This window comes from Candidatus Frankia nodulisporulans (assembly GCF_902806475.1).
Lineage (GTDB): Bacteria > Actinomycetota > Actinomycetes > Frankiales > Frankiaceae > Frankia > Frankia umida.
In genome coordinates this window covers 1-11,567 of the sequence record NZ_CADCWS010000132.1, presented here as the reverse complement: position 1 = coordinate 11,567, position 11,567 = coordinate 1, and the positions used below count along the sequence as shown (strand labels likewise).

General features: G+C 71.9%; 8 protein-coding genes and 1 pseudogene. 4 read left to right on the top strand and 5 right to left on the bottom strand.

Going from position 1 to position 11,567, the window contains the following annotated elements; all coding sequences use genetic code 11:
* On the top strand, window positions 1-547 hold a 547-nt coding region (locus G6R24_RS13060; RefSeq protein ID WP_338084437.1), incomplete at its 5' end, for an acyl-CoA thioesterase.
* A gap of 73 nt (window positions 548-620) precedes the next feature.
* On the opposite strand, the gene G6R24_RS13055 is transcribed toward G6R24_RS13060, so the two are convergent.
* Both G6R24_RS13055 and G6R24_RS13050 read right to left on the bottom strand, forming a co-directional pair.
* Window positions 621-986 carry a DUF2752 domain-containing protein gene (locus tag G6R24_RS13055; RefSeq protein ID WP_163549525.1) on the bottom strand — a complete coding sequence of 122 codons (366 nt, stop codon included), beginning with the start codon at window positions 984-986 and terminating at the stop codon, window positions 621-623.
* Between the two features lie 127 nt (window positions 987-1,113).
* Window positions 1,114-1,629 (bottom strand): TM2 domain-containing protein, encoded by a 516-nt coding sequence (locus tag G6R24_RS13050; protein ID WP_163549524.1) that lies wholly within the window; start codon window positions 1,627-1,629, stop codon window positions 1,114-1,116.
* Between the two features lie 737 nt (window positions 1,630-2,366).
* Here G6R24_RS13050 and G6R24_RS13045 point away from each other — a divergent pair.
* Both G6R24_RS13045 and G6R24_RS13040 read left to right on the top strand, forming a co-directional pair.
* Window positions 2,367-2,867 (top strand): hypothetical protein, encoded by a 501-nt coding sequence (locus G6R24_RS13045; RefSeq protein ID WP_163549523.1) that lies wholly within the window; start codon window positions 2,367-2,369, stop codon window positions 2,865-2,867.
* Between the two features lie 343 nt (window positions 2,868-3,210).
* Window positions 3,211-4,782, top strand: coding sequence for a bifunctional aminoglycoside phosphotransferase/ATP-binding protein (locus G6R24_RS13040; protein WP_163549522.1), 1,572 nt, complete (start codon window positions 3,211-3,213; stop codon window positions 4,780-4,782).
* Between the two features lie 84 nt (window positions 4,783-4,866).
* Here G6R24_RS13040 and G6R24_RS13035 read toward each other — a convergent pair whose 3' ends face one another.
* Window positions 4,867-5,502, bottom strand: coding sequence for a response regulator (locus G6R24_RS13035; protein ID WP_163549521.1), 636 nt, complete (start codon window positions 5,500-5,502; stop codon window positions 4,867-4,869).
* 562 nt (window positions 5,503-6,064) lie between these two features.
* Here G6R24_RS13035 and G6R24_RS13030 point away from each other — a divergent pair.
* On the top strand, window positions 6,065-8,494 hold the full coding sequence (locus tag G6R24_RS13030) for a diguanylate cyclase domain-containing protein (RefSeq protein ID WP_163549520.1): 2,430 nt from the start codon (window positions 6,065-6,067) through the stop codon (window positions 8,492-8,494).
* On the opposite strand, the pseudogene G6R24_RS13025 reads toward G6R24_RS13030, so the two are convergent.
* Window positions 8,472-11,085 (bottom strand): annotated as a pseudogene (locus G6R24_RS13025) (DEAD/DEAH box helicase). The gene G6R24_RS13030 and the pseudogene G6R24_RS13025 overlap by 23 nt on opposite strands.
* A 138-nt stretch (window positions 11,086-11,223) precedes the next feature.
* Window positions 11,224-11,511, bottom strand: coding sequence for an FDXHR family putative zinc-binding protein (locus G6R24_RS13020; RefSeq protein ID WP_163549519.1), 288 nt, complete (start codon window positions 11,509-11,511; stop codon window positions 11,224-11,226).
* Window positions 11,512-11,567 lie beyond the last annotated feature (56 nt).

Genomic DNA, 11,567 nt, shown 5'->3' with positions numbered 1-11,567 from the left:
CCACGGTGGAACCCGGTCTCGGCACAGTGTCGGCATGGACCCCAGACGCGACCCGTTTCGACTGAGCCTCGCGAGCTACCCGCTGAGCCACGCCGTCATCGCCAGGTTCAGCGACATGGATGTCAACGGGCATCTGAACAACGTCGCCCTCTCCTCCTACTACGAGGACGCCCGGGTGGCCGTCGACCTGCGTGTCTTCCCAGAGGCACCCGGACGGCGCTCCTTCTCGCTGGTCGTGGCCCAGGTGAGCACCCAGTATCTCGCCGAGGCGCCGTTCCCGGGCACCTACACGATCGGGATCGGCGTCTCGCGGCTCGGCACCACCTCGTTCACCCACAGCGCCGGCCTCTTCCTCGACTCGGTGTGCCTGGGCCTGAGCGACGCGGTGATCGTCCACCTGGTGGACGGCCTGCCCACCCCCCTGCCACCCCACCTGCGCACCATGATCGAGACGGTGGCCTTTCCCGCCCCCGGCATCTCGACCCCCAGCCCATCCGGCATCGAGGCGACCCCCGACCTCGACGCCCCGGATGCCCGACCAAGATAATCAACGGCGTTGACGACGTTCCGCCGCGCCTCTCCAGAGGAGGATCAGGAACCGTCCGGACGAACCCGTGAGGTCACAGCGGCCATCCGGGCAGATTGCGGATGATCATCCAGGCCAGGGCGGTCGCGCCCAGACCGTAGGCGAGCGCGGGGGGCAGCGGGGCACGACGGCCCTGCCAGACCGCCCGGGTCTGGCGCACGAGCAGGCCGAGGAGCAGGGGCGCTCCGGCCAGAACGAACAGGTTGTCATGGCCGGCCCGCGCCCAGTGGCCGTGCAGGAGATCGTAGGTGAGGCGCAGGGTTCCACAGGCCGGGCAGTCCAGGCCGGTGACATGGCGGATCAGACAGGTGGGCATCGCCACGGTCGGGTCGTGCGGGTCGTGGCCGTAGACGTAGGTGAGGCCCAGCGCGGCGCCGGCCATCACGGCGGCGCCGGCCATCCGACGTCGTCGAACCCGCTCGGACGACAGCGACAGCGACCGTGGCGGTGGCGGTGGCGCGGGTGGCGGTCCCGTCTCCGCCGGCGGCAGGGGTGTCCCCGTGGACGCCGACGGGGACGGGAGTCGCTCAGTCACGCAGCGGCCGGCCCTGCTTGTCGTGGACGCTGCCGGTGAGCATCATGATTCCGTCGATGAGCGCCCAGATGCCGAGGCCGCCGCAGGTGAACAGCTGGGCGAGGGCGATGCCGGTGTTGCCCAGGTACCACCGGCCGGCGCCGACCCCACCGAGCAGGATCTGCAGCAGGCCGGCGGTGAGCTTCTGCTTCTCCGAGTAGGGCTCACCGGTGACCGGATGGCGGCCGAACGGGGCATTGGAGTCGAAGGGGGCGGGCTGCCCGTAGCCGGAGGCAGGCCCGTATCCGGGGCCGCCCTGGCCCTGGTAGCCACCTGGATAGCCCGGCTGACCGCCATAGCCGGGCTGACCGCCCTGGTATCCGCCCTGGCCCGGCTGGCCCTGGTAACCGCCCTGGCCCGGCTGGCCCTGGTAGCCACCCTGCTCGGCCCAGTTCGGATCGGTGTAGCCGCCGGGCTGGCCGGGATTCGGTTGTCCCTGTGCGTCCTGCGGTTGCCATGGCGTGGTCATCGTGTGCTCCCAGGATGTGCGCTGCCCGCGGCCTGAGGCGTGGCGCCTGGACGGTCACCGGAGATCGAAGATCTCTGGCTGTCCGGCTGCCGCGGCGCCCCCCGCGCGGTGATCGAGGCGATGGTATCGGGGCCCGCGGGTCCCGCGACCTGGGCTGGTGCATCGCAAGCTGTCCGTTGGGCGACTCGCTGCGCAGTGCGACAGGTTCAGCGCCTGGGGTCATGACGCGGGGGATGGGTATGACTGCCGGCGCCGGCTCGGCCTCACCAGGGCGACGCCGGTGGTCCGCGGCGAACGGCCCCATAGTGCCCCACCTCGCTGAGGACACCGCGCCCGGCACCGGATCGGTTCCCCGGGGGAGCGCGCCGCCGGGAGTCGCCGGTGCGCACGCGCGGGCCGGGTCACCGTGGGGGCACGGACGCGTGGTGGGGGAGTCGGTCGGCGTCCAGGATGGGCGTGATGACCTGGTGTTCTTCGGTATCCGTCGGGGGAATGCGATGTGCCGGCCGAGAGCGGCTTTGTGGCGGTGTTCCGTATATCGCGGATGCGCGGTGCGGAGTCGGGTGCGCGGATGGCCTCGACAATCGGCGGCCGACGTGAAATCCGTACGGTTTCGCCACCCGCCGCGCCGTGGCGTCTTCTACAGTTCACCCTGAGTCCATCTGCGGCGTTCGCCGTGGCCCGGAGGTGACGGGCCGCAGCCGGGATGGGAACAGCCTGGAAGGCGGTGTGCGCGCATGTACGACGACGCGGCGGGCGCGGGTGCGGAGGCGGGCGGCGGGGCGGCCACGGCGGAGTTCGCCCAGGCCGCGATGGAGATCCTTGAACCGTTCGCGGAGAAGTACGGCCTGTACCTGGCGGAACGAACCTGCTGGCACCTGCTGTTCGCCAGCGGGCGGCGGGTTCTGGACGTGGCCTGCGATCCCTGGTCGTGCTGGGCGCTGGGTGCCCAGGTCGGCCTGCGGGAACCGGCTCCGGTCGACGCGGGGGAGCACCCGCGGGCGTTGGGCGTCCAGGATGTTCTCCAGGCCGTCCACGGGCTGCGGGAGAACACCTGGCGGTGGACGGCGGCGGATCCGGCACAGCTGCGCGAGGTGCTGCGTACCCTCGCGGCGCTGCTCGACCGGTACTGCGCGGATCTGCTGCTCGACGACGAGGCGTTCGCCCACGCGGAACGTCTCGTCCAGCAGACGACCGCGCGCCGCGGCGCATTCCTGCGGGAGTTCGAGGAGCACTGAGCACACGGGCAACACTGAGCACACGGAAGGCCCGCGGCGCCGGGTGAGCACGGACGAACAGGCGTCGTTGCCGTTCCCGCGACGTAGGAGGAATGCGTCTGGCGGGCCGGCGGGCAACGTCGTTCGGCGATCGGGCCCAGCGACCGGGCCGGCGATCGGGTGCGGGACGGATGACCACCGGCGGTGGTCCGAACGTCCTTCGGGGAGGCTACCTCTGGCGGTCGTGCGCGTGGCGTCCGCCGGAGAGCATGACCAGTGAGAACCAGCAAAGGCCGCAGTTCGACTGTTCGACGGTGGAACGGGCGTCGTCCGCGAGAGTTTCACGTAACCCCCGGGAGAGGCGATGACCGTCCAGTATGTGCGGGATGCGCTGCCCGGCGCAGGTGCCGGTGACAGTCGCGGTCCGACCGGCGTCCCGGTCCCGGCCGTCCCCGGGGCGGGACCGCCCCGGCTGCGCGCCCCGCAGCTCGCCGACCTCGCCGCAGCGTCCATCCGGGAGACCCACGGGGCGGTGCTGTACCTGACCGCCGACCGGGCCTACAAACGTCGCAAGCCACTGCCCGCCGGCCCGCCCACCGCCGCCGAACTGCGCGAACGCGAACAGCTGTGCGCCGCCGAGGTGACGCTCAACCGCCGGCTGGCACCCGATGTCTACCTGGGAGTCGCCGATCTGTACGACGACGCCGGCACCCTGCTCGACCATCTGGTGGTGATGCGGCGGATGCCGGCGAGCCGTCAGCTGTCCACGCTGGTGCGCCGGGGCGCGCGGCTCGCGCCGCTGCTGCGTTCGATCGCCCGGGCGCTGGCGGTGTTCCACCAGCGGTGCGAGACGTCCCCGCGGATCGCCGCGGCGGGGGAGCGGGCGGCGCTGGAGGCCCGCTGGCGGGAGGGTCTGGCCGGGATCTCGGTGTTTCGCGGCAGCCAGCTCGCCGCCGCCGTCGTCGACGACATCGGCCGGCTGGCGCTGCGCTACCTGGCCGGACGCGGTGAGCTGCTCGCCGAACGGACCCGGGCCGGCTGGATTCGCGACGGCCACGGCGACCTGCTCGCCGAGGACATCTTCTGCCTCGACGACGGCCCGCGGATCCTCGACTGCGTCGAAAGCGACCCGCTGGCCCGCGCCGGGGACATCCTGGGCGATGTCGCGTCGCTGGCGATGGACCTGGAGCGGCTGGGCGCGGCCGAGGAGGCCGCCGACTTCCTGGAGGACTACCGCGAGTTCAGCGGCGAGGTCCATCCCCGCTCCCTGCAGCACTTCTACGTCGCCTACCGGGCGTTCGACCAGGCCCGGACGGCCTGTGCGCACGGGCAGGGCGATCCGGACGCCGCCGAGCGGGCCCGGCGGCTGCTGGCCGTCGCCCACCGGCATCTGCGTTCCGGACGGGTACGCCTGGCCGTCGTCGGTGGCCTGCCCGGCACGGGGAAGACGACGCTGGCCAGCCGGCTGGCCGAGGTCGGTGACTGGGTCCTGCTGCGCAGCGACATCATCCGCCGGGAACTCGCCGGCGTACCGGCCGGCCCCGACGAGGGCACGTTCGGTGTCGGCCGGTACGCCCCGGAGATCACCGACGCCACCTACACGGAGATGCTGCGGCGGGCCCGGGCGGCGCTGTGCCGGGGGGAGAGCGTGGTCCTCGACGCCTCGTTCTCCAGCGCCGGGCACCGCACGATCGCCGCGCAGCTCGCCGGCGAGGTCTGCGCCGATCTGGTGGAGCTGCACTGCGTGACCGCACCGGAGGTCGCCGCCGCCCGGATCGCCCGGCGGATCGCCGCCGGACCCGGCGCGAGCGAGGCGACCGGGGCCATCCACCAGGCGATGGCGGCCCGGGCCGACCCGTGGCCGTCGGCGACGGTGGTGCGCACCGCGGTGTCCGTGGCCGAGGCGCTGCAGACCGTCCTGAACCACCTCGACTAGCGGCAGCCGAGCCCCGCCCCGCGGGGACCGGGTGCTCCGGTGCTCCGGTGCTCCGGTGGGCTGGCCGGTTGGCGGGTCGGCGGGCTACTTGTCGATGCGGGTGGCGTAGACGGCGGCCTGGGTGCGGCTGGACAGTTCGAGCTTCTCCAGGATCGCCGACACGTAGTTCTTGACCGTCTTCTCCGAGAGGTGGATACGCCCGGCGATCTGCCGGTTGGTCAGCCCCTCGGCGATCAGCACGAGGATCTGACGCTCCCGCTCGCCGAGCGTCGAGAGCTTGCGGTCCTCGGTCGGCCCCTCGCGCAGCCGGGTGAGCACCCGCTGGGTGACCGCCGGGTCGAGCAGGGACCGCCCCGAGGCGATGGTGCGGATCGCCCCGACCAGGTCGGTGCCCTTGATCTGCTTGAGCAGGTAACCGGCCGCCCCGGCCATGATCGCGGCGAACAGGGCGTCGTCGTCGTCGTACGAGGTGAGGATCAGGCAGCCGATCTCGGGATGCGCGGAGCGCAGATCCCGACAGACGTCGATACCGTTGCCGTCCTCGAGGCGGGCGTCCAGCACGGCCACGCTCGGCCGGGTCGCGGGAATACGGCGCAGCGCCTCGGCGGCCGTCGAGGCCTCACCGACCACGTCGATGTCACCGGTCTCGGACAGCATCTCCCGGATCCCCCGGCGGACGATTTCGTGGTCATCCAGCAGGAAGACCCGTACGGTACTCACAGGGTGACGATACCGCCCCCTCCGGTCGCTTTGGCCTTGATCGTCGGGTGAGCCTGGCGGCAGGGGCCCGTCCGTGCCGGTGGATGGCCGGAGTCACCGTGCGCGGCGAGCTTCCCACCATCCACGCAGGATGCTACTCTATGAAGTTTTTTGCTCTCGAAGAGTAAGTTTCGCCGGATGGTGGAAGCATGGGGGAGGAGCGTCCGATCCAGCGGGCAGCGGCCCTGGGACCGGGCGGTGCTGACGTGACGCGCGGCCCGCCCGCGTGACCAGGTGTGCGGCCACAACCGGGCCGCCCACCCAGGACAGCCACGGGCCGCCCGGGGGCGCGGTCGGGTAGGGCCGGTCGGTTTGACGGGGCGAGGTGATGATCACGCAACCCAGAGACGCCGCGATGGCCAGCGCGGGTGACACGGCCGGTAGCTCCTCCGGAGTCAGGCCGCCCACCACGCCGGGTGGGGCACGCCTGCCCAGCTCCCCATCCCCTCCGACACTCCCACCGTCCTCGTCCTCGACGAGGTGGCGGCGGTGGTGGTGGCGGCCCGGCCCACGCCGCTGGACCGTGACCGCCGGGCTGTACCTCGCCATGGCGCTCGGGGTCGCCCTCACGGTGCCCGACCCGGCCGCGATGTACGTGCTGCGGGTTGGCATCGTCCTCGGTGAACTGCTGCTGCTGTACGTCGCCCTGCGGACCGGAGCCCGCACCCATGGCCGGGCCCGATGGTGGCGCTGGCTGCTCGCCGCCGCCATCGTCGTCACGATCATGGTCGGTATCGCTGTGGCCTCGACGGGGCCCGTGGGTGGCCCACAACCGGACCAGCTTTGGATGACCTACGGCCAGCTGGGCTACCTCGCCCCGGTCGGGATCCTGGTCGCCTGCCTGCTGATCTACCCGATCCGGGCGGCCGCGGGCCGGGACCGTGCCGGGGACCCCCTGGGCCGCCGATGGTGGATCACCACCCTGCTCGACAGCGTGATCGCGGTGGGCTCGGTGGGCATCCTGTCCTGGGTGCTGTTCCTGCGCCGCGTCGTCGCCGCCACCACCGCCGGCGGTGGCGAGAACCTCGTGGTCACCTTCTCGCTGTGTGCCGCGAGCCTGCTGCTCGTGTCCGTCGCCCTGGTGCTGTGGGTCTTCCGGCGGCCCTCGCCCGCCGCCGGGTTCGCCCTGCTCTCAGGTGCGCTGATCGCGATCAGCGCGAGCCTGCTGTCGTTCACCACGAAGGTCGTCTTCGGCGACTCCCTGGTGAAGGACGGCGCCGAACTGTGCTGGATCGTCGCGGGCTGGTGTTTCCTGCTGGCCTGCCTGCACCCCGGGAACACGGCGGCCACCGACCCGTCCGAGGATCGTGACACCGTCGACGTGCCCCTGCCCGCTCGCGGCCTCATACGGGGCCGCGAGCGGGCAGGTCCGCAGCGCTGGGCGCACACCACCCTCCCCCTGCTGCCACTGGCCATCGCCGTCCTGGTCATCGTCATCGACGTCCTCGGCGGACACGACCTGGAGATCGTCGACGTTGTCGCCCTGCTGGCGCTGCCCCTGCTCGTCCTGGCGCGCCAGACGATCATGCTCGGTGACAACGTCCAGCTGCTGCAGCGGCTGGAGCGCAGCGAACGGCGCCTCCACTGGCAGGCCTTCCACGATCCGCTGACCGGACTCGCCAACCGCGCGCTGTTCGGGCAACGGATCGCGCACGCGTTGAGCGACCAGGCCCGCAACGGGCTCAGCCTGGCCGTGCTCTACGTCGATCTCGACGACTTCAAACAGGTGAACGACACCCTCGGGCACGGCGCGGGCGATCGGCTGCTGCAGCTCACCGCCGCCCGGCTGACGCGGGCGGTACGCGCCGGGGACACCGTGTCCCGCCTCGGCGGGGACGAGTTCGCGATCCTGCTCGTCCCCGGCAGCGAGGCCCCCGCCACCGTGGGCAGCAGAGTGCTGACCGCCGTGCGCGCCCCCGCCCTGCTCGCCGGGACCCGCCACAGCGTGCGGGCCAGCCTCGGCCTCGTCGTCGCCGAAGCGGCCGAGGAGCTGTCCGCCGAACTCCTGCTGCACCGGGCCGACGCCGCGATGTACGCGGCGAAGCGCACCGGCAAGGGCAGCCTGACCATCTACCAGCCCGGCCTGGAAGAGGGCCGGGACGGCGGTGAGGACTCCGCCCACGCGCTGCGGACCGCGCTGATCCGTGCCCTGCGCGTCGGACCCGGCGACGACGAGCTGCGGATGTCCTACCAGCCCATCGTCACCCTGCCCGGCGGTGAGCCCGCCGGAGTGCAGGCCGAACTGCGGTGGCGGCACCCCGACTACGGTGAGGTGCCGGCGACAGCCCTGGTACCCACCAGCGAACGCGCCTGGCTATTCCCGGTGATCACTCTTGTCGCCCTGGCCAGGATCTGCGCGGACCTGCCCCGGCTGCGCGCCGGATCCACCCCGCCGCCGGTCCACCTGCCTCTGGCGACCACCGTGCCCCCGACGTCCGCGGTCCTCGACGCGATCTGCGCCGCCCGCGCCGACGGCCGACTGCGCGCCGGCGAGCTGGTCGTCGACCTCCTCGACGCCGAACGCGGCCTGGACTGGCACGCCTGGCAGGAGTGGACAGCGCCGCTGTCCGCCCGGGACATCCAGCTGTGCCTGGCCGACTTCGGTGCCGCCGACTCCAACATCGTGCTGCTGTCCCTGCTGCCTATCGACATGGTGGTGCTCACCCCCCTGATCACCAGGATCTGGACGTCCCCGTACGAGGACCCCGCACTCCAGCCCAGGGTGGACACGCTGAACAACAGCATCCGGCGGATGCTGCAACAGCTGGGGGACCGTATCATCGCCAGCGACCTGGCCAGTGACAGCGTGCCCACCGCCCTCGCACTGGGCATCTGCCTGGCCACCGGCCAGTTACCGAACCTGCCCCCGTCACGGTCGCTGTCCCCGTCGACACACGACGCCCACCCGCCCGCCGCACCAGCTCCGACGATCAGAGCCGGTCCACCGCGGTGATCCGCACGGCGGCGACGCCCGCCTCGTCCGAGGCGGCCAGATCGATCTCGGCGCTGATCCCCCAGTCGTGGTCGCCGGCCGGGTCGTCGAAGATCTGCCGGGCCGTCCACACCGGACCGTCCTGGGTGAGCAGCAGCATCGCCGGGCCCCGCGCGTCCGGGCCGGTGCCGATCCGGTCGTGCTCGGCGTAGTAGCCGGCGAGCGCGGCCTGCCACCGCTCGGCGTCGAAGGTCGAACCCGCCACTCCCGATCCGCCCGGCGGCGGACCGTCCAGCTCACCGAGCAGGTCGTAGCGGCGCAGCGCCGCCAGTTCCACCCGGCGGAACAACGCGTTGCGCACCAGCACCCGAAACGCCCGTGGGTTACCGGTCACCGCCGGCGGTCGATCGTCGACCGCCGAGGCCGCGAGCGCCGCGTCGGCGGAGGCATCCGGGTCGCTGAGCCGCTCCCACTCGTCGAGCAGACTCGAGTCGGTCTGGCGGACCAGTTCCCCCAGCCACTCGGTGAGATCGGTGACCTCCTCGGTGCGGGCGTCCTCGGGCACCGTCTGGCGCAGCGCCTTGTAGGCGTCGGCCAGATAGCGCAGCAGCAGTCCCTCCGAACGGGCGCCCGTAGAACGACACGTACTCGGCGAACGTCATCGCCCGTTCGTAGAGCTCGCGGGCCACCGACTTGGGCGCCAGCTCGTAGTCGTCGACCCAGGGATGGCCCTGCCGGTAGGTCGCGTACGCCGCGCCGAGCAGCTCGGCCAGCGGCCGCGCATAGGTGACCTCCTCGAGCAGTTCCATCCGCCGGTCGTACTCGACACCCTCCGCCTTCATCGCCGCGACCGCCTCGCCGCGGGCCCGGCTGAGCTGGGCGTGCAGCACCTGGCGGGGATTGTCCAGCGTCGCCTCCAACACCGACAGCACGTCGAGGGCATAGCCGGGCGCCGCCGGGTCGAGCAGCTCCAGCGCCGCCAGCGCGAACAGCGACAGCGGCTGGTTGAGCGCGAAGTCGAGCTGCAGCTGCCCGGTGATCCGCACGGTGCGCCCCAGCTCGTCCGGGCCGTCGAGACGTTCCACCACACCGGCGGCCAGCAGGGCCCGGTAGATCGCGATCGCCCGGCGGATCAGCCGCCGCTGGGTGGCGGGGTCGGAATGGTTGTCGGTGAGCAGATGGCGCATCGACGCGAACGCGTCACCCGGCCGGTTGATCACGTTGAGCAGCATCGCGTGCGACACGGTGAACTGGGACGTCAACGGCTCCGGCTCGGCCGTCACGAGCCGGTCGAACGTCGGCTCGCCGTAGCCGACACTGCCCTCCGGTGGCTTCTTGCGCACCACCTTGCGCCGTTTCTTCGGATCGTCCCCGGCCTTCGCCAACGCCTTCAGATTGTCGACCACATGCTCGGGGGCCTGCACCACGACATTGCCGACGGTGTCGTACCCGGCGTGCCCCGCACGTCCGGCGATCTGGTGGAACTCCCGGGCGGTCAGCAGCCGCACCTTCGTCCCGTCGTACTTCGACAGGGCGGTGAACACCACCGTGCGGATCGGCACGTTGATGCCCACCCCGAGGGTGTCCGTCCCGCAGATCACCTTCAACAGCCCCGCCTGCGCGAGCTGTTCGACCAGCCGCCGGTACTTCGGCAGCATCCCCGCGTGATGCACTCCGATGCCATGACGCACCAGCCGGGAAAGCACCTTCCCGAACCCGGCGGTGAACCGGAACCCACCGATCGCCGCCGCGATCGCGTCCTTCTCACCCCGCGACGACACGTTCACACTCATCAACGCCTGCGCCCGTTCCAACGCCTGCGCCTGGGTGAAGTGCACGACGTACACCGGGGCCTGGCGGGTCTCGAGTAGCTCGGCGATCGTCTCGTGCAACGCCGTGGTGACGAACCGGTAGAACAACGGCACCGGACGCTGCGCCGAACTCACCACCGCCGTCGGCCGCCCGGTGCGCCGGGTCAGATCCTTCTCGAACCGCGACACGTCGCCCAGGGTCGCCGACATCAGCACGAACTGGGTGTTCGGCAGTTCCAGCAGCGGCACCTGCCAGGCCCAGCCCCGGTCGGGATCGGCGTAGTAGTGGAACTCGTCCATCACCACCTGGCCGACGTCCGCGGCGACCCCGTCGCGCAGCGCGATGTTCGCGAGCACCTCCGCCGTGCAGCAGATGATCGGCGCCGCGTCGTTGACACTGGCGTCGCCGGTCATCATCCCGACGTTCGACGCCCCGAACATCGCGCACAGGGCGAAGAACTTCTCGCTCACCAGCGCCTTGATCGGCGCCGTGTAGAACGTGCGCCGCCCCGCGGCCAGCGCCGCGAAGTGCGCCCCGGCCGCGACCAGGCTCTTGCCCGACCCGGTCGGCGTCGCCAGGATGACGTTCGACCCGGACACGATCTCGATCAGAGCCTCCGACTGCGCCGGGTACAGCTCCAGGCCCTGCTCGGACGCCCACGCGGTGAACGCGTCGTAGAGGGCGTCCGGATCCGGCTCGGCGGCGATCGTGGTGGCGAGGGCGGAGGTGGTGAGCGCGGGGGCGCCGGGGGCAGCCGGAGCGCCGGCGACACGCGGGGGAAGGTGGTCGGCGAGAGTCATGGTCTCCTGATCGTGCCTGATCCTCGCGACCCACCGCACCGCGGCGCCGTCCGAAGTCGGCGCCACGGGCCAAACGAGCGGCCCCGTCAGCCGTCTGCGCTGGCCAGCCACGTGGTGCGGGGGAGCGGCCCGGCCCTGTCAGCCGGCCATGCGGCGGGTGATCGTGTCCGGTGGTTCGGCGTGCAGGACCCGGCCCGGGGCGCGCTCGTCGGCGAGCAGCCAGTAGCCGCGGTCCTCGTGCAGCCCCACCTGCGGTGGCGGCTGGCAGGTACCGCCGACCCGATGGGCGTCGAACCCGCTGGTGGCGCTGGCGAACGTCGTATGGCAGGTCGGGCAGTGCGCGGCGGTCAGCGCGGTCCACCGGGCGTCGCAGCCGCCGCAGGCAAGCAGGATGGGACGTTCGTACTCACTGTCCCGACCAGCCATCCGGCCACCTTTCCCCCGAACCCTCATATCCCCGAACCCTTATATCCCCGTAGACC

Bases quoted from the DNA above. Each gene is read 5' to 3' on its own strand.
- G6R24_RS13055 (WP_163549525.1), bottom strand. From the start codon at position 986: ATGGCCGGCGCCGCCGTGATGGCCGGCGCCGCGCTGGGCCTCACCTAC.
- G6R24_RS13050 (WP_163549524.1), bottom strand. From the start codon at position 1,629: ATGACCACGCCATGGCAACCGCAGGACGCACAGGGACAACCGAATCCC.
- G6R24_RS13045 (WP_163549523.1), top strand. From the start codon at position 2,367: ATGTACGACGACGCGGCGGGCGCGGGTGCGGAGGCGGGCGGCGGGGCG.
- G6R24_RS13040 (WP_163549522.1), top strand. From the start codon at position 3,211: ATGACCGTCCAGTATGTGCGGGATGCGCTGCCCGGCGCAGGTGCCGGT.
- G6R24_RS13020 (WP_163549519.1), bottom strand. From the start codon at position 11,511: ATGGCTGGTCGGGACAGTGAGTACGAACGTCCCATCCTGCTTGCCTGC.